Source organism: Hyphococcus flavus (genome assembly GCF_028748065.1).
Lineage (GTDB): Bacteria > Pseudomonadota > Alphaproteobacteria > Caulobacterales > Parvularculaceae > Hyphococcus > Hyphococcus flavus.
Genome location: NZ_CP118166.1, coordinates 225,434 through 245,514, shown reverse-complemented (window position 1 = coordinate 245,514; position 20,081 = coordinate 225,434). Strand labels below are relative to the sequence as shown.

Genomic DNA, 20,081 nt, shown 5'->3' with positions numbered 1-20,081 from the left:
GTTTCATAACAAAACGATAGCTGAAAATGACTGAAGAACTGAAAGAACTGGGCGAGCACATCGCCGCGACCATTGACGCCGACATCCATTCATGGCGGGTCGAATATGGCGAGTTGACGGTTGACGCCCGCGCCGACCGCATTGCGCATGTTTTAACTTTCCTGCGTGACGATCCGCTGGCGAAGTTTCTGGTGCTGATCGATCTGACGGCGGTCGATTATCCGGGCCGGTCGAAAAGGTTCGATATCGTCTATCACTTGCTTTCCATGCACAATAATACGCGCATCAGGGTGAAGGCGCAGGTGGCGGAAGATGAATCGATCCCGACGATCACCGGCGTTTACCCGTGCGCCGACTGGTTCGAGCGTGAAGCATTCGACATGTATGGCGTCGTCTTCTCCGGTCACCCGGATCTGCGCCGTATCCTGACGGACTATGGTTTCGAAGGCTTCCCGTTGCGCAAGGACTTCCCGCTTACCGGCCATGTCGAGGTGCGCTATGACGATGAGCAAAAGCGCGTCGTCTACGAGCCGGTGAAGCTCGTTCAGGAATACCGCAATTTCGATTACCTCAGCCCGTGGGAAGGCGCGCAATATGTGTTGCCGGGTGATGAAAAGGCTGAGTGAGCGCTTAGTGCGTCGTAAGTAGTGCGTAGGAAGGCAGAAAATGACGAATGACGTTTCATTTCGCAATCTCAAGGTCTGGCAAAAAGCCATGGACCTCGCCGAGATATGTTACGAAGCGACAAGCGCTTTCCCGAAGGAAGAGCTATACGGCATGACTTCGCAAATGCGGCGCTGTTCCGTTTCAATCGCTGCAAACATTGCTGAAGGTTATGGCCGGGACAGCGACGGGTCATTCATTCAGTTTCTGCGAATTTCGCAGGGCTCTATCAAAGAGCTTGAAACGCATATCATTTTGGCGGGCCGGCTAGGCATGCTCAATCCAGACAGGGTAACGTCCCTGCTGGAAAGAACTGACGAACTTGGAAAAATGATGCGCGGATTAATCAATTCTGTTCAGAGCAAGTCACGAAGCGACACATAATATGAAATTCTACGTACAACGAACTACGCACTACTCACTCGCCAACGCGGAGCGTTGCTAATGGCTGACGGACACGTAGCGCCTGAAGATTCCACATCTGACTCATCCTCTGAGCGTCAGTTCACCATCAACTTCGGCCCGCAGCACCCCGCGGCGCATGGCGTGTTGCGCCTGGTGCTTGAGCTTGACGGCGAGATCGTTGAACGCGTTGATCCGCATATCGGCCTGCTTCACCGCGGCACGGAAAAGCTGATCGAGCATAAAACCTATTTACAGGCGATCCCGTATTTCGACCGTTTGGATTACGTGGCGCCGATGAATCAGGAGCACGCTTTCTGCCTCGCGGCGGAAAAACTGCTCGGCATCGAAGTGCCGAAACGCGCCCAACATATTCGCGTTCTTTTCTGCGAGATTGGCCGCATCCTTAATCATATCCTTAACGTCACGACGCAGGCGATGGACGTTGGCGCGCTTACGCCGCCGGTCTGGGGCTTTGAGGAACGCGAAAAGCTGATGGTGTTTTACGAGCGTGCGTCGGGTTCACGCATGCATGCGGCCTATTTCCGTGTTGGCGGCGTGCACCAGGACCTCCCTGAACAACTCATCAACGATATCGATGCGTGGTGCGACCAGTTCCCGCAAAAGATGAAGGACATTGAAACCCTCATCACCGACAACCGCATCTTCAAGCAGCGCAACGTGGATATCGGCGTCGTCAGCCGCGAAGAAGCGTTCCAGTGGGGCTTCTCCGGCGTGATGGTGCGCGGCTCGGGCATTCAGTGGGATTTGCGCCGCGCGCAGCCCTACGAGACCTATGATGAATACGATTTCAAAATTCCGCTCGGCAAAAACGGCGATTGTTACGACCGTTATCTCTGCCGGATGGAGGAGATGTACCAGTCCGTTCACATCATGAAGCAGGCGATCCAGAAGCTGCGCGAAACGCCGGGGCCGGTGATGACAACGGATGGCAAGGTCGCGCCGCCGCGCCGCGACAAGATGAAGGGCTCCATGGAGGCGCTCATTCATCACTTTAAGCTGTACACGGAAGGCTTTCACGTGCCGGCGGGTGAGGTTTACGCCGCCGTCGAGGCGCCGAAGGGCGAGTTCGGTGTTTATCTTGTTTCTGACGGCTCAAATAAGCCCTACAAGTGCAAGATCCGCGCGCCTGGCTATCCGCACCTGCAGGCCATGGACTGGATGAACAGAGGCCATATGCTGGCTGATGTCTCCGCGATCCTCGGCTCGCTCGACATTGTTTTTGGCGAGATTGACCGGTAACTTGCCTCTCTTTGAGGAGGGGGTATGCGCCTGTTAATTTCGCTTCTTGCTTTCGCTGTGTTCGCAGGGACTATTTTTGCTTCAGAGAGCCGGGCCGAGGTGGTGGTTTATGACCCACCAATAGCGTCGGGTGTTGAACGAGCCGGACAGTGTCCCAAACGCTATCGGTATGTAGATGAAAATTATTCAGGCGTCCCAAAGCTCGTATATCGGTGTGCTCCACGTTATCCTGAACGGTGTATGCGTCGTGCCCAGCAAGTAGAAGCTGTTGAGCTTTTGTTTGACGTCGATTCCGATGGTAAGCCTCATAATGTCAGAATTACAAGAACGACCAACGAATGTCTCAATAAAGCTGCGGCGACTGCAGTATTGAAGTGGCGTTATGAGAAAACCGTGGATGGTGCGACAGGCTTATTGGAAACAATAACAATGCAGTTAGCGTCGTAATAGTGCAAATCACCATCAGCACGACCTGAACAGCAGGTCAAAACGAGCGGACCAATGACTGATCAGGACAATAAGATGAACAAACCGGAAAACCCGGAAGCTGGAGACAGTTACCAGGTCAATCCGCATTATCACGAATTGCTGGTAACGCATGCGGCAAAGGCGGTAATCGACGAGGTCGAGGCGCGCAACGACCGTTCACGGAACATGATCATCACCGGCCTTTCGGCTGTGATTGCGCTGCTCATGGCGGGAGGCGGCTTTTTGGTCAACGAGCTTCTCGATATGCGGATTGAAACGCGCGTGAATACGGCGCTCGAACGGGAGCTGTCCCAGGCTCGACTCGGCATGGATGCGGCGCGCCTGTCGTTTCAGGCCGCGAAAATCGACATCGACAAGGATTTCGACGATCAGGAAGCTGTTGCTGCGATCGAAAAAATGGGCGTCTGGTACAATGACTATGTCGAGAATGAGGATTTAAGCGCGGCAGAACGCGCCGCCAGCAAGGCGATGATTTCCGAGCCTGCAATCATGCTACTTGATGTGTTCTCTGACGCGGGACGGCTCGATCTGTGCCTCAGGTTGCTAGAGGCCGCGCCACGCATATTTGAAGAGGACCCCGACGGCTCTTTTTTATTCGCTGTTGAACTGGCCGATCAAACGCTTTCGGCTCCGGACGCGCCGCAATCATGGTTTGATGAAAACAGCGAACAGGCGGTTTATTATGGACTGCTCAAGGATCAACTAAAAAAACTAAGCTACCGCAGTTTCCCGGAAGTGTCCGTTCTGACGAACGCCATGTTGGCGTATCTCGCAGATACCAGCGACACGGCGAACGTGAGAGGCATACTCGAAAAATATGCGCAACTGAACGAAACCGACAAGGCGAGCTTTGACTATAAGGTTGAAGCATTACTTTCTGGCGGCTTCACCTATGAACTTGATTCATCACAAGGGCGGTTGATGCGCGACCGCACGGTCGCGATGCTTGGGGCAGTGTGTCCATTAGATGTCATCGCACAGCATTGCGAAGCGTTGTCCGCATCGCCTCTGGAGGTGAATGAAGGCATGGCGGAAGAATAGTAAGATGAAACTCCCTTTCGTCAGTTGCGTCGCCAACAGCAAGCAGTCATAGAAATTCATCTGTATACATCTATTGTATCGATCCGCGGGGTTAATACGAAAGGTTTCTGGCGGCGAGTGGGCGAGGGTAGAGCTTCATGAAGCGCCAGGAAAAGCCTAAAACAAGTCGTATAGACTAATAGCGCGTCATCACCTTACAAAGCTGGCTCTTTCCTGAAAACTAGCCTGAATTTATGTGGAATACACGTAGAGACACGTGTATTGCTAATAGTTATATTAAACGATAAAGAAGGTTCTATTCTGTAGATTGCGACGGCGACTATTGGCGAGCTATACCCGAGGCAAACATGGCTAAAAACTCTGAACCGTCATTCGCCGTTGTTGGGTTGGGAATGACCTATTTGGCGCATGTAACACAAGAGGCTTTGGATCAGATAAAGAAAGCTGATGTAGTTTATTACGGGACAGCCGAATCGGATTCAGCAAAAATGATCCAGAAGCTTAATCCCAATGCAAAAATGTTAGAATACATTCCTGGCAAACAGCGACAGGACAGCTATAATTCTTGGGTTGACGCTGCGATTGCAGATTTACGCAAGGGCTTGAATGTCTGCATGGTTTCCTATGGCCATCCCGGTGTTTGCTGCTTTGCTCCTCATGAGATTGTTCGGCGCGCCCGCGCAGAAGGCTTTTCCGCCAAAATGTATCCCGCGATTTCTGCGTTGGATAGTTTGTTTGCCGATTTAGGGGCTGACCCCAGACATGGGATGCAATGTTATAGAGCGCCAGATTTCGTTGATAAATGTTATGCTCTAGACTCTAGAGCCTCACTAATTCTCTTGCAGATTTGCCACATAGGACACAGCGGCGTTGGGGAGAACAAGCAAAAACTTGAAGGTCTTGAGCTGCTTTCGAGACGCTTGTCAGAAACTTATGGCGGTGAGCATGTTGTAACTGTCTATGAGGCGTCACTGTACTCGGAAGTTAGCCCAAAAATTGAGCCTGTTCCGCTGAAGCGCTTGAAAGAAGCGAATGTGAGCGGGGTATCGACGCTTTTTGTTCCGGGTATAGGGGGACATGAAAATTAAAAGGCTCACCGGAGCAAAATGCAGGTAAGTTCAAAAAAACTTTTTTCAGGCTACATGCATATATTTGACATGAAGCAATTGCTTAGGGTGCCGTCTTAAAACAAAGGTTTTACCCGACTGACCGCAATGAATTTATAAAACGGGTGCTGGGGCCGACAGTGCTTTTTTGCCTTTCTAAGACATTCAATAAAAGATAACAGCCTCATCTCGAAGACCCATTTTGCAGTGTTTTTTGCGTCTTTCGAAAAGGGCGCTAGAAAAGGCAACTATGAAAGTCCCATCCGTCACCTGCGGCACCCACGGCAAACAGCCCCAGACGTTTGTCTGCGTGCATATTATTGAATCAATCCGCGAGGGAGAGCCGAAAGGTTTCTGGTGGTCACGAGGGCCGGACGGCGTTTGGGACGCCATCTGCGATCAGTGCAACTCTCTGTCTCAGGATGACTTCGACAAGCTCGGGCCTGGCAATATCGGGGTTATCTGTCTCGGCTGTTTTGAAGATGCGGCCGCACTCAATGAGGTTGAGCTGAGCTAGGGCTCGATTTTTTGCAAAATTATTGAGTTGCTCGAGCGCCGGGCGAAAAAGTGGAATTCGGTTTTTAGCAAATCCGGCGCGGCAACTAAGAATCCAGATCATCGGGTGATGCTACCTTATCGCCCGATGATGTAGCAGGGGTTTCTACTCAGTCGGATGAGAAAAATATTGCCTTTGTGTCAAGAGTTCTTGACGTAAAGGGTTCTTGACATTATATATGTAAAGCACGCTTTACTAAATGTAAAACGTAGCAAAAACAATGATTTAAACATGCGCGCTGGCTGTTTGGCCGACGTGGAAATTCAGGAGTGAAAAGATGAACGAGTATCAAAAAGGGAGGGGCGGCTGCCCAACCATTCTGGGCCTGATCGTTACCGTGGTCATCGCTGCAGCCGCCGCCTTCGGGCTGACTGCGCTGGCCGATAGCGCCTTCGCGCTTGGTGGTGCGGCGGGCTTAGCCGTCAGACTGGCGATCACGCTGGCCGTGATTCTCATCGCGGTCGCAGGCTTGCGATCATTCCGGGCCCGCAACCGGCCTTGCGGTCAATAGCGCGACACATGCGTTTTTAAGTTCAGCTTTGGATCAACCAGGAGGAGAAACCTAATGAGTGACTACCCACAAAAAAACGACAGCCGTGCTTTTATCGCCACCTTGCTGACGGTGGTAATCTCCATGGCGGTGATGTTCGGTGTCGTAACATTCGCCAATGAGATTTCGCTGTTCGGCGGCATTGAAGACAAGACCGTCAAATTTTTCCTGCTGCTCGGTTTCATCACTGTCGCCATGATCGTGATGCATGTTCTCACGGGCGGGAAAAGCTCTTACGACCAGGGTGACCAAGACACTCTGTAAGGGTTAAAGCGGCGCCCCAAAAGCGAGAATCATGCGCAGAAAAATACAACTTATGTGATGAAAATCTGCATGAAACCCGCTTTTGGTGCGTGGTTATCCACCACTTCTCTGGGCGCCGTATTATTCCCTCATGTTGAAAGGCGGCCTCACTGAGAGGCGTTCGATGAGCAACAACACGCGGAACGCAAACACTGAACAGGACCATATTCAATGTCACGCCGCAGGCTTCGGAAACGAAACGCTGCGGCGGGCTCTTTGACATGGTGGATACCGAACGCGCGACCGGCGTTAGCTGGCGCGCGTCCGATCCTAAGGCGCTTAACCGCCGATGGACTTCAGATATAGAAACTCACGGCGGTTTTTCGGACCATAAGTCGCAAAGCTAGGATCGGGCCGCTCTAGATAGGCGTGCCTGCGCTGGGAAAGCGCGTCGTTAGAGGCGCGCTTAACGGCTTCGTCCATGCTGATGTTGTATGGCTTCATTGCGTTCAGGCCAAAGATTTTCGCCTTCACTTGCGGTGTCAGTTTCGCGTAGCCGAACCGTTCCGCATATTCGTCAGAGATCTGGAACGTGCGGAATGCCTGAATCTGATCTTGCGGCGAGCCGTACCAGATCGAGTCTGTTCCCCATAAAACATTGTTCTCGCCGCAGTACTTGATCAGCTTACCGAGCAAATGCGCCGCCTGATCGGGATCGCGCATCAAAAACCGCCAGGTGCTGCCAAGTTCTGCATAAACATTCGATCCTGGCGCAATGCCATGATCGATCAGTGACTGACATAAAACATCGATGCCACCAGATTTTCCCGCGCCAGGCGTAAATGCTTCTTCCGGAACGCTCATGTCATAGCCGGAGTGGTAGAGGATGAAGTTGATGTCTGGGTGACGTTTTGCGGCCTCGCCAATATCCTCACACGTGCTTTGCCGGTAAGAGGTTGGTCCGAACGGAATGCCTTTGTGGATGGCGATATTTTTGATCCCGAGCGATTTTGCCTTGGCGATCATGGCCTCACCAAAATCATCAGTCATGAAGAAGCCTTCGGCGCCGTTAGGTCCCCATTGGGTGTAGGTCTTCCATGCCGAGATAGGGAAATTCTCAGCCAGCCTGTCCATGTCATCAAGATCGCCGTCTTGATTCGGATTGACGCGGCCATGAAGCAACAGGCGATGGTCGCCTTCCATTGCATCAATAATACGGCGGGTTTGATCGGCCTCCTCAATGGTCAAGGGCTCTGCGTCGCGCGTGCTCGGTACGAAAGACAACACCATCATGTCGGTGTCAGAATCCATAAACACGTCTTTTATGAACTCTTCAGCGCGCAGGCATTGAAGGTATTCGAGATCGTCCGTGCCGGCTTCACGAACACACGCGTTCGGCATGCCGGCGAGGGGGCGGGCGCCTTCCGGCACGTTTCTCAGCCATGCGCCTTCCGGGTTCACATAGTGCCCCTGAACATCAAAGATGAACTCATTGCCGCCGAGCGCTTCCATGGCGGCGTCGACGTCGAGCGCTGCATCCTCAGGCAAATCAAATTTGCCGCCGGTTTTTTTCGCCATGGCGTTTGCGTGATTGACGGCCAACAGGCTGGTCGCCGCGCCACATGCGGAAACCATGAAATCGCGGCGCGACGCGCCTTTCCGTCGCGCGTTTTCGCCCGCCCATTCATGGGCAAAGGCGTTGCCGGCGATATTGCGTTTTTCTAGGGGGATCGGTGAAAATTCACCGTTTGAGGTTGTGTCGATCTTGATGGGGAGGCGGCTGCCTTCAGGGTCCCGGTTCTGCATCACTTACTCCTGATTAAAGGTTTAGGCTTGCCGCGCCCTGCCGCTATTCAGCCCATGCTTGATAAGGGGGTCAAGTGTTCAGAAAAACACGCTGGCGGAAAAAATAGAAAAATCATGGAGTTGGGCGTGCGAGGCCGGGTTAGCGGCATCGCGACGCTGGCCCCTTTCGTTTTGCCGCCAATCAGTTATGTCTCGCTGCAGCAAATAATGACCCGGCCTTTAGGAGACCCCACATGGCGAGCCGACGCCCCGCGAAAGACCAGCCAAAATCCTTTGAGTGGACGAGCGAAAACAAGGACTGGTGCGAAGCGCAAAAGAAAAAATACCCGGAAGGGCGTCAGGCCTCCTGCGTCATTCCGTTTTTGTGGCGCGGCCAGAAGCAGGAAGGCTGGATTTCTATCCCGATGATGGAGGCGATCGCCAGCGATCTGGACATGCCGTACATCCGGGTATTCGAGGTCGCGACTTTTTATACGATGTTCAACCTTGCGCCGGTGGGCGAGTTCCACGTTCAGCTTTGCGGCACGACGCCCTGCATGCTGCGCGGGTCGAATGAATTGCGCGAAGTCTGTAAAAAAGTGATCGGGCCGGAGCATCACGTTTCCGAAGACAAGAAATTTTCCTGGCTCGAAGTCGAATGTCTCGGCGCCTGCTGCAATGCGCCCATGATCCAGATTTCGACAACCAAGGGCGATCACTATTACGAAGATCTGACGCCGGAGATTTTTGAAGACTTGCTCGGCAAGCTTCGACGCGGCGAGGAAGTGAAGGTCGGGACGCAGCATCCGAACCGGCATACATCCGATCCAGAGGGTGAGAATACCACTTTGACTGACGCTTCCCTTTATGACGGGTCGGCGGCGCAGCCCCTGAAAGAGATTCCAAACGCCAACCCCGCGCCGGCAGAGTAGGCCGCCGATGACGCCGGATCAGCAAAAACGAAAAGCTGCGATCCGCGCACTGATCAATATTGCGATTCTCGAAGGGGCGGTGCTGTTCGCTGTTGTCGCCTTCTACGTGAACACGCAAGACATCACGCATCTTATGGGCGGCATAATCGCATCAACCTTGATTTTCGGACCAATGTTTTTCCGCTGGTTCAAGGCGCATGGAGACGCATTCAAGCCGTCGAAACCCAATACGGAATAAGCAAGGCGTATGAGTAACGGCGATAAGAAATATAAAGCGAGAATACTCGGCAACCGTCAGCTTTCGCCGGAAACCCTGATGATGGGCTACGGATTTTCGCCTGAACTGTCCGAGGGCTCGCTAAAACCGCCGGTCTTTCATACGTCGACGTTTGTTTTTCAGTCGGCTGAAGAAGGCAAGGCGTTTTTTGAGCTTGCCTACGGCTTGCGCCAGAAAGAAGAGACTGAGGAAATCGGGCTCATTTATTCGCGCATCAACAATCCCAACCTCGAAGTGTTGGAGGATCGGCTCGCCGTCTGGGACAAGGCGGAAAAGTCACTCGTCTTTGCGTCCGGCATGGCGGCTATTTCAACGTCTCTATGGTCTTACCTGACGCCGGGCGATGCGCTCGTCCATTCCGAACCCGTTTATGGCGGCACGGAGTATCTCGTACACAACATTCTCCCTAGTTTCGGCATCAAGCGTGTCGGCTTCAATGCGGAGGAGGGGACGGCTGGCATGAACACCGCTGTCGCCGATGCGAAAAAACTGGCGGATGAAACAGGCGGACGTGTCGGCGCCATCTATCTCGAAACGCCGGCGAACCCGACCAATGGTCTTGTTGATATCGCTGCGGCGCGCAAACATTCAGAAGCGCTGGCGAAGGATGGCAAACGTCCGCCGGTGATCGTCGATAATACTTTTCTTGGCCCCTTGTGGCAGACGCCGCTTGAGCTTGGCGCTGATCTCACCGTCACATCGCTCACCAAATATGTGGGTGGTCATTCGGACCTGATCGCCGGTTCATGTTCGGGCGCTGAAAGCTGGACTGGTCCGGTGCAGGTGATGCGTACGATCCTTGGCACTATGGGCGATGCGCACACGGGCTGGATGCTGCTGCGTTCGCTGGAGACGTTAAAACTGCGAATGGAAGCCTCGACGACAGGCGCGCGCAAAGTGGCGGATTTCCTGCACGGTCACGACAAGGTCAAAAGCGTCTGGTATCTCGACTATCTGCCGAAGGATCACCCGGACCGGGAAATTTACGACCGCCAATGCGGCGCGCCGGGCTCGACCTTTTCTTTTGAAGTCAACGGCGGCGAAGCTGAAGCGTTCAAGGTGTTGAATGCGCTTAAAATCATCAAGCTGGCGGTAAGTCTCGGCGGAACGGAAACGCTCGCCTCGCACCCGGCGGCCATGACCCATAGCGATGTTCCGCCCAAGGAGCGTTTACGGCTCGGCATTACCGAAGCGCTGATACGAATTTCCGTGGGCGTCGAAGATCCCGACGATCTGATCGCCGATCTCGATCAGGCGCTTGCGGCGATTTAAAGAGCGCGGGCGCAATGACTGAGAAAAATACTTTTGGCGGCGGATCGGGCACGGCGCTCGACAAAATCCCGCAGCCCGCCTGCGCGGCGTTTTTAGGATACGAGCTTTTGTCCGTCGACCGCGAAGCGAAAACCATGCGCGTCGCGTTTAGAGGGACGAAAGAAATGCTCAATCCGCGCGGCGGCGTGCAGGGCGGGTTTTTAACGGCGATGCTCGACGATGCATCGGGTTCGATGGTGGTGGTGCTGACCAATGGCGCCAAGGCGCCCGCATCGGTCGATATTCACACACAGTATTTCAAGCCGGCGGGTGTCGAACGCCTCATCTGTGAAGCCGAACTCGTCCATATGACGAAATCGACGGCGTTCACCCGCGCGACGCTATACAATGAAGCGGGCGAGAAAGTCGCCGCCGCATCTCAGACTGCGCGGCTGCTTGATTTGCAGGCCGGAACTAGTCGCTAGGCGCTATTAGACTGGGGGAAAGTCTAAGCAGATAAAAATCAAGTCTGATTAATAGTTCGGCCCAACTCATAGTCGACTATTCGGTTGAGCTCTGATATTTATGTTTACTTTAATTTTAAGAAGAGGGTGGGATGGAGACAGAAATAACCTCTGTGTTATTTGCAGACGTGAAAGGCTATAGCAGCCTGAACGATAATCAGATCAAATCCTTTCACACTAATATATTGCCAAAGGTTGCAAAGTTACTCGACGACGTAGAGTTGAAGCATATTAATACGTGGGGTGATGGCATCGTGATTGCGGCAAATAACATCATCGATCTTTGTGATCGTGCTTTGGCTATGCGCGATGTTTTTGAGCATGAAAGATGGGATCGGTATCATCTATTACCATTGCAAATTAGAATTTCTATACACGTAGGGCAGTACTTTTCTGGCGAGGATAAATTTACTGAAGGGGGCGTAATAGCGGGCCATACAATTATTACTGCAGCTCGCATTGAGCCAATTACTAAGCCGGGTCGTGTATGGATGACTGATACAGCGATGATAAATTTGAGAGATGCTCAGCGCGGGCAAGGTATTGAAAGTTTTGCTTACGATGAAATAGGTGAGATGGAATTACCCAAGCAAGCTGGGCGTCAGAAGCTATACGTATTAAGGCGGTGCAACGAGACAACACTTAGCGAAGCAGAAAAGCAGGAAATTTTTGATGCATTGAAAGGTCGTAAAGAAGTATTGGAGCATCGCACAAGCGTAAAAATGAGTAGTGGTTATTATGAAGTTGTGATTGCAATCGTAATTAGGGATGGAAAAGTTCTTCTTGTCCGGCGAAAAGAAAATACGGAAGGATTAGGTTGGATGTTTCCGTCTGGCACAAGAGTTCCCACTGAGGAGGCTACTGCCGTTGCTGCTAAGCATGTATTCCAAGAGACTGGAGTTTCTTGCGCGTTCAACCAAAAGGTGCACGAAATTGAAAAACACCCCTTAACAGGAGCGCATTGTCACTACTACCATTTGGAGCCTCTTGATGATAAAATGCCTGAAAACCTCCAATCCGGTGAAAACTTAGAGGTAAAATTTGTTCCAATTGCAAAGGCAATTGAAATGATAGGTAAAGACTTGACGCCTGAAATAAGAGTTTATCTGGAACAATACATATGATGGTGTGTTATGCATCACTATGAAAATGAAAGCCAGTTACCATTTGATTGTCTGGAAGATACAATTATGAACCAGACCAAAGAAAATATGCCTGAAGTTGCGTTGGCGATCGTTCATCGCCAAAGCGACAATAGATATCTTTTACTTAGACGCTCTGGAAGTAAGGACTTTAAGGGTTGGGTATTCCCCGGCGGGAAAATTGAATGCGACACTAAGGGTAAAAAAGAAACGCCTTGTCGCGCGGCTCGCCGTGAGCTCAAAGAAGAAACAGGCTTGGTTGTCATTCGTGGCGGTCGGAGTTTATGTATCCGCCAGCATCCTGTTACGAATGCAGTGCTTACCTATGTTTACTTCAACGACAGGTCAGTTTCTAAGCGCTCCACAGCTTGTGTACAGGAAAAAACAAAATCCGACGATGTATTTTGGGCTTCTCTTGAAGAGATGGAAGACAGATTTCATGGTGGCGTTTGGGCAGCATTGAAACGCGAATTACGCGCCCTCCAAAATGGCGACATGAAAACTTCTCATGCAGCGCCTGCGAAGAGTTTATTTGAAGAAGCCAGCACTTCATAAAGTGCGTTAAGCTATTTATTCGTGACGCTTAGGTGGATTCGTAAAACTCCTGCGAACAAAATCGACCAGGCTGGAACTGAATCAGAACTGCCGCTATCGCTATTTCATAGCCGATTAGAAGCGAGTGTGGTTTTTAGCCTTTTTTGCAAGATGGATTATCTCACCTGCCTGCGAATGGCTCGTTCAACTATCACGTAAGGCTCTGCCCACCTCTCGCGGCAAATGGTCTGGTCCTTTCTGCCCTTTCTGGGTTTTCATTGGCTTCTGAAGTCGGCTAAGACACCCGTCAAACAGCTTCTATCAGGCGTAAGCGATGCTCGAAGATAAAGACCGGATATTCACCAATCTCTACGGCCTCCATGACTGGCGGCTGGAAGCAGCCAAGAAACGCGGCGCCTGGAACGGCACGGCGGACCTGATGGCGCTGGGGCAGGACTGGATCATCCAGCAGGTTAAGGACTCTGGCCTTCGCGGGCGCGGCGGCGCCGGCTTCCCGACGGGCCTTAAATGGTCGTTCATGCCCAAGGAAGTGGGCGAGCGCCCGCACTATCTTGTGGTCAACGCTGACGAGTCCGAGCCCGGCACCTGTAAAGACCGGGAGATGATGCGCCACGACCCGCATCTCTTTATCGAGGGTTGCCTGATCGCTTCTTTCGCCATGAAGGCGCATGCCTGTTACATCTATATTCGCGGCGAATATGTGGACGAGCGTAACAATCTTCAGGCCGCCATCGACGAAGCGTATGCAGCGGGTCTCGTCGGCAAAAACGCCGCCGGTTCAGGCTGGGACTTTGACGTCTATGTTCACCATGGCGCCGGCGCCTATATCTGCGGCGAGGAAACCGCGCTGCTTGAAAGCCTTGAAGGCAAAAAGGGCCAGCCGAGATTGAAGCCGCCATTCCCGGCGGGAGCGGGGCTTTATGGCTGTCCGACCACGGTAAACAATGTTGAATCGATTGCGGTGGTGCCGACGATCCTGCGGCGTGGCGCGGACTGGTTCCGCAAGTTCGGACGCGAGAACAACCACGGCACAAAAGTTTATTGCATCTCCGGTCACGTCAATCGCCCCTGTAATGTCGAAGAGGCGATGTCGATCCCGCTCAAAACGCTGATCAACGAACATTGCGGCGGCGTCACCGGCGGCTGGGACAACCTGAAAGCGGTCATTCCGGGCGGCTCGTCCGTGCCGTGCCTGCCGCAGGACATCTGCGATGACGTGCTGATGGATTTCGATGCGCTCAAAGAGCACAAGTCCGGTCTCGGCACGGCGGCGGTGATCGTTATGGACAAGTCGACAGATATTGTCCGCGCGATTTCCCGCATCAGCTACTTCTACAAGCACGAAAGCTGCGGTCAGTGCACGCCCTGCCGTGAGGGCACTGGCTGGATGTGGCGCGTGCTTGAGCGCATGGCCGAAGGCAACTCAAGCACCGAAGAAATCGACAAGCTGCTTGAGGTTTCAACCCAGATCGAAGGCCACACCATCTGCGCGCTTGGCGACGCCGCCGCATGGCCGGTACAAGGTCTCATCCGTCACTTCCGCGGTGAGATCGAGGAGCGCATCAACAACTATCGCGCCGACCGCGGCCACGTTTCCATGGCTGGCGTTGCGGCGGAATGACGTCAGCGCCGGTAATCCGGGAGACTGAACCGACTGACGCCGAGACGCTTTCGCGAATCGGAAAATCCACTTTTATCGAAACTTTCGGTCACCTTTATAAGCCGGACGATCTCAATGCGTTTCTCAAGAAATCGCATGATGCGTCGGTCTACGAAAAACTGACGGGTGACCCCCGTTCGCAAGCCTGGCTGGTTGAGCAGGATGGCGACGCAATCGGCTATGCAAGCGTTGGCCCCTGTGATCTGCCTGTTCCTGACCTGCCGAATAACGCAGGCGAACTGCAACGGCTCTATATGCTTGAAAAAGCGCATGGAATGGGCGTCGGCACAAAGTTGCTGCGCCTCGCTCTCGATTGGCTGGATGCACATTTCGAGCACGTTTTTGTCAGCGTTTACGCAGAAAACAAAGGTGCGCAAAAGCTCTACAAGCGGCACGGATTTGAAAAAATTCACGACTACTTTTTCATGGTTGGCGAGCATCCAGACCCTGAATGGATCATGAAACGCACATCGCATTCATAATACCAAATGCTCACTTTTGCCGATGAAATACGGCTTTCTTACACGTCACTGCAAAATTTTTGTTTACAACATTTGCCCGAATCAGGCGCAAAAACGCTTGTATTGCAGGCAAACAAGTGATTTTTGTCTGCTTCCCGCATTCGCCGATTGATAAAAAAGGAATTTCAAAATGGCCGTTAGACGGAAAACAACGAAGAAGAAAACGCCAGCGCGCAAGGCTCCAGCCAAGCGTAAGACAGCTGCGAAAAAGAAAACCGCGACACGCAAGGCGCCAGCCCGCAAAACCGCTGCAAAGAAAAAAGCTACAAAGAAAGCGTTGCCGGATACGCTGACATACAAGCACCTCGCTGCAGAACTTTCCGAAGCCCACGAGTTGCCGAAAAAGCAAGTTGAAGAGCTTCTTTCCGATTACGTCGACCGCATTGGCGGCTATCTGAAAAAAGGCAAGAAACTGCGTATCGCCGGTCTTGGCATTCTTCAGGTTCGTCATCGCGCCGCGCGCTGGGGCCGCAACCCTGCGACGGGCGAGAAAATCCGCATCAAAGCGTCGAAGAAAGTTGCTTTCCGCGTCGCTAAAGACCTCAAAGAACGCGTTCTTTAAGCTGTATTATTCGAATGCGTGAGAAGCGCCCAGCCTTGCGAATGATTTCGCGGCCGGGCGTTTTCATGTTTGACGTTTGCTAGTTGCTTTTTACTGCCGTCACGCGAATGCCGGGTTTAAGGTGAGGGCGAAAGCGCACCTGTTTTAATCCGGCGCGCTCGAAAAGCGCGCGTAGTCCTGTCTGCGTAAACAGCACTACATGTTCAGGCGGGATCATCGATTTATAGCTCATGATGTTGTTCGGCGTACGCCAATGACCCGCGTCCGGCGTCGTCGCAAACAGGATGGCGCCGGGCGCCATGTGCGAGGCGACACGCTTCATGAATGCGAGCGGATCTGGCACGTGCTCAATCACCTCGGCCATATATATAAAATCGAACTGCTCCTGCGGCGCCAGGTCTTCAAGCATGCCAGCCACATGACGAACCTCTGAAAAAAGGGCTTCACCGGCCGAGCTCGCCTCTTTATCGGGTTCGATCGCCGTCGCGGAGAAGCCGAGGCGTCGTGCGGCTTCAGCGCCGGCGCCGATATTCGCGCCAATTTCGAGAAACTTTTTTCCGGGCGCGCGATGGCGCAGGAATGCAATGCGCCGCCACGCCCTCGCGACTTTCTTTTCAGCCTTGCGAACGAAGTCGCCTGTGCGGTGGTAATTCTGATAGAATGCCGCCAGCTCCTTAGCGTCAGGCAGCGGATGCAGATACACCGAGCGGCACGTCAGACATCTCGAAAAATCAGGTTTCCGAGCGGCGTAACCGGACGCTTCAGCGGAGGCGATCCGCATGGGGCCGTCATCGCGTGCTGCAGCCTCACGTTCCCAGTCAGACCAGGCCGCCACGGTTGACGCCTCGCTGGCGCTACAGGCCGGGCACGACGCGGCGGATTGACGATCGTTCTTCATGCCCGCTATCGGGTGGGCGGCTCGGCTCCAAAGTCAAGCAGGGCGTCAATTCGGCGCTCTGGCCACGTACCGGAAAGACGGCTAAACCACGCATCTCAAACGGATGAACATCACAGCGAAGAAGGCCCCCGCATGAGCGATACGCGCGTCATCAAAGTCAACGGCGAGGAAGTCGAGGTTGCTTCTAACCTGACGCTTTTACAGGCTTGTGAAGCGGCGGGAGAAGAGATCCCGCGATTTTGTTATCACGAACGGCTGTCGGTCGCGGGCAATTGCCGCATGTGCCTCATTGAAGTGAAGGGCGGCCCGCCAAAGCCGGTTGCTTCCTGCGCCCAGAATGTGCGTGACCTGCGCCCCGGCCCGGAAGGACAGCCGCCGGAACTCTTCACCAATACGCCGATGGTGAAAAAGGCGCGCGAAGGAGTGATGGAATTTCTCCTGATCAACCACCCGCTCGATTGCCCGATCTGCGATCAGGGCGGCGAATGTGATCTTCAGGATCAGGCCATGGCCTATGGCCGTGACGGTTCGCGCTACGAAGAAAACAAGCGCGCCGTCGAAGAAAAATACATGGGCCCGTTGATCAAGACGATCATGACCCGCTGCATTCAATGCACGCGCTGCGTGCGTTTCGCGACGGAGATTGCGGGCGTTGACGATCTTGGTCTCGTCAATCGCGGCGAGAATGCGGAAATCACCACCTATCTTGAAAAGGCGGTGGAAAGCGAACTGACCGGCAATCTGATCGACGTTTGTCCGGTGGGCGCGCTGACATCGAAACCTTATGCGTTCAATGCGCGCCCATGGGAGTTGCGCAAAACACAGACTGTGGATGTGATGGATGCGGTCGGCTCAAACATCCGCGTTGATGCGCGCGGCCGCGAAGTCATGCGCATCTTGCCGGTGCTGCATGAAGACGTGAACGAGGAGTGGATTGCCGACAAGTCACGTTTTGTCTGGGACGGGCTTCGCCGCCAGCGTCTCGACAAGCCGTATATCCGTAAGGACGGCAAGCTGAAAGCCGCGAGTTGGGACGAGGCATTGAGTGTCGTTGCCGATAAGCTGAAAAGCACAGACAAGAACAAAATTGCTGCGCTTGCAGGCGATCTCGTTCCGGCAGAAGCGGTAAAAGCGCTGAAAGACCTGATGACCGCCATCGGCACGCCGCATACGGACTGTCGCCAGGACGGCGCCAAAGTTGGTGGAGGCGACCGTCGCGGCTATCTGTTTAACACTGGCATCGCCGGGCTGGAACAGGCCGATGCGATCCTGCTTGTGGGAACCAACCCGCGCGCTGAAGCGCCGATGGTGAATGCGCGCATCCGCAAACTGTGGTTGAATAAGCTCGATGTGAAAATCGGACTTATCGGCGAACAGAAAGATTTGTCTTACGAGTATGATTATCTCGGCGCCGGGCCGGACACACTAGAGAGTCTGGTGAATGGCGATGGCGCGTTTTTCGAGACATTGAAGAACGCTAAGAACCCTGTCGTCATCGTCGGCATGGGCGCGTTAAAACGAAAAGACGGTGCAGCCATCTTGAACGCCGCAGCAAAATTTGCCGACAGCGTCGGCGCGATCCGCAGCGACTGGAACGGATTTAATGTGCTGCACGATGCGGGCGGCCGTGTTGGCGCGCTCGATCTCGGGTTTTTGCCGGGTGAGGGCGGCAAGGACTTTGACGGCATTCTCGAAGCCTGTACCAACCGCGAAATCGAAGTCGTTTACAATCTCGGCGCCGATGAATTTGACCCGGCGCGTCTGAACGGCGCGTTCGTTGTGTATCAGGGCAGCCATGGTGACGCCGGCGCGCGCCATGCGGACGTGATCTTTCCGGCCGCCGCCTATACCGAGCAAAACGCCATCTTCGTAAATACCGAGGGACGCGCTCAAATGGCGTCGCGTGCGTGTTTTCCTCCGGGGGATGCGCGCGAAGACTGGGCGATCATCCGCGCGCTGTCGGACCGCGTCAGCCACACGCTTCCTTATGATGACATGTTTGCGCTCCGCCAGGCGATGTTTGAAGATGCGCCCTCACTAGCCCGGATCGATCAGACCGGCGAGATGGAAGAGCAATTTGATGCATCTGCTGCCGGTGTTGCGGGCGCGATGGATTCTGCCCCCTTCGTTTCCGGCATTGCTGATTACTACCTTACCAATCCCATTGCTCGTGCTTCCAAAACCATGGCGGAATGTTCCGCTATCATGCGCGGTACGAACAAGATGGCGGCGGAGTAGGCTGGTTGAAGCAGCCGGTTTCATCCGAGCAGCAACTCGCCGAACAAATCCGCGTTAATGTCGCCTTCGAGCAGATGATTGTCGCGGTATTGGCCGGCGCCTTTGCTGGCGGTGGTCTGGTGTTCATCATCCAGTTTGGCGCGTTTGTTTTGTCCGGCGGCATGACGCTTAGCGGATTCGTCAATGTTTTTCTCGAAACGCTGCTCGCCGGTTTCCTGATATTCCTTGTCGGATTTTTCTCCAGCGTTGCTATTGGCGCGCCGCTTTTCATGGCGCTGGAAAAACGCAAGCGCAGAAACCTCTGGCCCTATCTCGCAGCGGCGATGGGCGTTGCGCTCGCCACGATAGTGTTCAGGGCTGGCGGATTGCCGGCGCAAGGGGACTTAACCCTGATGACGCTGGCTGTTGTTATTGTGCCGGCATTGATCATTGCCCTGACATTCGCCCGGCTGATGAAGCCGCACTGGCGCGCCGCTGAAAAAGCGGAACAAGCTGCGGCCGGCCCTATTGTTTTCCGCATGCAATGACTTTCGATCAATCGCGGCGGTCTTGCGGTGAGCCGACTTTTGATTTTGCTCTGAAGGTGCTACCAAGGTCGCAGTATCAGGGAGGCGATCATGATGAAAGTCACAGGAATTGCAGCAGGTATTTTCGGTCTTGCGATTGCAGGCGCGGCGCTCGCGGACGACGACGAGCGGGTGAGCCGTACGCTGGATCTCGAAGGCTTCGAACGCATCAAGATTTCCGGCGTTTATGAGATAGACGTCCGGGTCGGGTCCGACTTTTCCATTGAACTTTCCGGTCCCGCCGACGAACTGGATCGCGTTGAGGCGTCAGTCCGCAACGGCGAACTTGGCCTGGGCCAGAAAAATCGCCGTTGGCGCGGCGGTCGCGATAATGATCATGGGGTTGAGGCGGTGATCACCATGCCGTCGCTGTCAGGGCTCAAGGTCTCGGGCGTTGTCGATGGTGAAATTTCCGGCGTCGATATCGACCGATTTGACGTTTCGCTTTCTGGCGTAGGTGATATCCGCATCGCCGGTGAATGCGGCATGATCGACGCCAAGGTTTCCGGCGTGGGTGATCTCGATGCGCGCGAACTTGAATGCCGTGAAGCAGACATTAACGTGTCCGGTGTCGGCAGCGCTTCGGTTTTTGCAAGCGAAGCGGTCGACGCGAACATTTCCGGCATGGGCGATATTGATGTTTACGGCTCCCCGAGCCGGGTAAACAAGTCAGACAGCATGTTTTCGGACATTACCATCCACTAAACCACTCAGCATTACTGGTGATCGGCGCCGTGAATACAGTTCGCGGCGCTGTTTATATTTTTCCGTGTATTAGCGCTGACCCGAGATCGATGGACGGCGAAACGTATTTCTCGATTTCCGCGATGTGCTATTTTCCTTGGCGGAAAAGGAGA

The 20,081-nt window shown here is 53.7% G+C and carries 23 protein-coding genes; 21 read left to right on the top strand and 2 right to left on the bottom strand.

All coding sequences use genetic code 11. The annotated features are described in order from the left end of the window. Positions 1-26 precede the first annotated feature (26 nt). The 9 genes from PUV54_RS01330 to PUV54_RS01290 all read left to right on the top strand — a co-directional run bounded on the left by PUV54_RS01330 (position 27) and on the right by PUV54_RS01290 (position 6,334). Entirely contained in the window at positions 27-626 is a 600-nt protein-coding gene (locus tag PUV54_RS01330) for an NADH-quinone oxidoreductase subunit C (protein WP_274493715.1), read from the top strand. A 40-nt stretch (positions 627-666) separates the two neighbouring features. After that, complete coding sequence (locus PUV54_RS01325) at positions 667-1,047, top strand: four helix bundle protein (protein WP_274493714.1); 381 nt, start codon at positions 667-669, stop codon at positions 1,045-1,047. Between the two features lie 60 nt (positions 1,048-1,107). Beyond that, positions 1,108-2,328, top strand: a complete 1,221-nt coding sequence (locus tag PUV54_RS01320) for an NADH-quinone oxidoreductase subunit D (RefSeq protein WP_274493713.1) — start codon at positions 1,108-1,110, stop codon at positions 2,326-2,328. A 24-nt stretch (positions 2,329-2,352) separates the two neighbouring features. Next, a complete protein-coding gene (locus tag PUV54_RS01315; RefSeq protein WP_274493712.1) occupies positions 2,353-2,775 on the top strand; it encodes a TonB family protein in 423 nt (140 codons plus the stop codon). A gap of 54 nt (positions 2,776-2,829) precedes the next feature. Beyond that, positions 2,830-3,858, top strand: coding sequence for a hypothetical protein (locus PUV54_RS01310; RefSeq protein WP_274493711.1), 1,029 nt, complete (start codon positions 2,830-2,832; stop codon positions 3,856-3,858). Between the two features lie 347 nt (positions 3,859-4,205). Continuing rightward, positions 4,206-4,946: an SAM-dependent methyltransferase gene (locus tag PUV54_RS01305; protein ID WP_274493710.1), complete on the top strand. Its 741-nt coding sequence runs from the start codon at positions 4,206-4,208 to the stop codon at positions 4,944-4,946. 268 nt (positions 4,947-5,214) lie between these two features. Then, positions 5,215-5,481: a hypothetical protein gene (locus PUV54_RS01300; RefSeq protein WP_274493709.1), complete on the top strand. Its 267-nt coding sequence runs from the start codon at positions 5,215-5,217 to the stop codon at positions 5,479-5,481. A 316-nt stretch (positions 5,482-5,797) separates the two neighbouring features. Next, positions 5,798-6,031, top strand: coding sequence for a hypothetical protein (locus PUV54_RS01295; protein ID WP_274493708.1), 234 nt, complete (start codon positions 5,798-5,800; stop codon positions 6,029-6,031). A gap of 54 nt (positions 6,032-6,085) precedes the next feature. Then, positions 6,086-6,334, top strand: coding sequence for a hypothetical protein (locus tag PUV54_RS01290; RefSeq protein WP_274493707.1), 249 nt, complete (start codon positions 6,086-6,088; stop codon positions 6,332-6,334). A gap of 318 nt (positions 6,335-6,652) precedes the next feature. Here the strand turns inward: PUV54_RS01290 and PUV54_RS01285 are convergent, their stop codons facing one another. Next, positions 6,653-8,119, bottom strand: coding sequence for an amidohydrolase family protein (locus PUV54_RS01285; RefSeq protein ID WP_274493706.1), 1,467 nt, complete (start codon positions 8,117-8,119; stop codon positions 6,653-6,655). A gap of 233 nt (positions 8,120-8,352) precedes the next feature. Between PUV54_RS01285 and nuoE the strand changes: the two genes are divergently transcribed. From nuoE to PUV54_RS01240, 9 genes are all read left to right on the top strand, one after another. Further along, on the top strand, positions 8,353-9,030 hold the full coding sequence (gene nuoE, locus PUV54_RS01280) for an NADH-quinone oxidoreductase subunit NuoE (RefSeq protein WP_274493705.1): 678 nt from the start codon (positions 8,353-8,355) through the stop codon (positions 9,028-9,030). Positions 9,031-9,037: 7 nt separating this feature from the next. Then, positions 9,038-9,268, top strand: a complete 231-nt coding sequence (locus PUV54_RS01275; protein WP_274493704.1) for a hypothetical protein — start codon at positions 9,038-9,040, stop codon at positions 9,266-9,268. A 9-nt stretch (positions 9,269-9,277) separates the two neighbouring features. Beyond that, positions 9,278-10,579 carry a cystathionine gamma-synthase family protein gene (locus tag PUV54_RS01270; RefSeq protein ID WP_274493703.1) on the top strand — a complete coding sequence of 434 codons (1,302 nt, stop codon included), beginning with the start codon at positions 9,278-9,280 and terminating at the stop codon, positions 10,577-10,579. Positions 10,580-10,593: 14 nt separating this feature from the next. Further along, a complete protein-coding gene (locus PUV54_RS01265; protein ID WP_274493702.1) occupies positions 10,594-11,043 on the top strand; it encodes a PaaI family thioesterase in 450 nt (149 codons plus the stop codon). A 131-nt stretch (positions 11,044-11,174) separates the two neighbouring features. After that, entirely contained in the window at positions 11,175-12,206 is a 1,032-nt protein-coding gene (locus tag PUV54_RS01260; protein WP_274493701.1) for an adenylate/guanylate cyclase domain-containing protein, read from the top strand. Positions 12,207-12,215: 9 nt separating this feature from the next. Then, the gene (locus tag PUV54_RS01255; protein ID WP_274493700.1) at positions 12,216-12,779 is read left to right on the top strand and encodes an NUDIX hydrolase; all 564 of its coding nucleotides are present in this window, start codon (positions 12,216-12,218) and stop codon (positions 12,777-12,779) included. A gap of 313 nt (positions 12,780-13,092) precedes the next feature. Next, the gene (gene nuoF, locus PUV54_RS01250; protein WP_274493699.1) at positions 13,093-14,400 is read left to right on the top strand and encodes an NADH-quinone oxidoreductase subunit NuoF; all 1,308 of its coding nucleotides are present in this window, start codon (positions 13,093-13,095) and stop codon (positions 14,398-14,400) included. Continuing rightward, positions 14,397-14,921, top strand: a complete 525-nt coding sequence (locus tag PUV54_RS01245) for a GNAT family N-acetyltransferase (RefSeq protein ID WP_274493698.1) — start codon at positions 14,397-14,399, stop codon at positions 14,919-14,921. The genes nuoF and PUV54_RS01245 overlap by 4 nt, the downstream gene beginning before the upstream one ends. A 169-nt stretch (positions 14,922-15,090) precedes the next feature. Further along, positions 15,091-15,522 carry an HU family DNA-binding protein gene (locus tag PUV54_RS01240; protein ID WP_274493697.1) on the top strand — a complete coding sequence of 144 codons (432 nt, stop codon included), beginning with the start codon at positions 15,091-15,093 and terminating at the stop codon, positions 15,520-15,522. A 79-nt stretch (positions 15,523-15,601) separates the two neighbouring features. Here PUV54_RS01240 and PUV54_RS01235 read toward each other — a convergent pair whose 3' ends face one another. Beyond that, positions 15,602-16,420: a class I SAM-dependent methyltransferase gene (locus PUV54_RS01235; protein WP_274493696.1), complete on the bottom strand. Its 819-nt coding sequence runs from the start codon at positions 16,418-16,420 to the stop codon at positions 15,602-15,604. Between the two features lie 132 nt (positions 16,421-16,552). Here PUV54_RS01235 and nuoG point away from each other — a divergent pair, with 132 nt between their 5' ends. From nuoG to PUV54_RS01220, 3 genes are all read left to right on the top strand, one after another. Beyond that, positions 16,553-18,658: an NADH-quinone oxidoreductase subunit NuoG gene (gene nuoG, locus PUV54_RS01230; protein WP_274493695.1), complete on the top strand. Its 2,106-nt coding sequence runs from the start codon at positions 16,553-16,555 to the stop codon at positions 18,656-18,658. Beyond that, on the top strand, positions 18,613-19,185 hold the full coding sequence (locus PUV54_RS01225; protein WP_274493694.1) for a hypothetical protein: 573 nt from the start codon (positions 18,613-18,615) through the stop codon (positions 19,183-19,185). Before nuoG ends, PUV54_RS01225 begins: the two co-directional genes overlap by 46 nt. Positions 19,186-19,275: 90 nt before the next feature. Continuing rightward, the gene (locus PUV54_RS01220; RefSeq protein ID WP_274493693.1) at positions 19,276-19,929 is read left to right on the top strand and encodes a head GIN domain-containing protein; all 654 of its coding nucleotides are present in this window, start codon (positions 19,276-19,278) and stop codon (positions 19,927-19,929) included. Positions 19,930-20,081 lie beyond the last annotated feature (152 nt).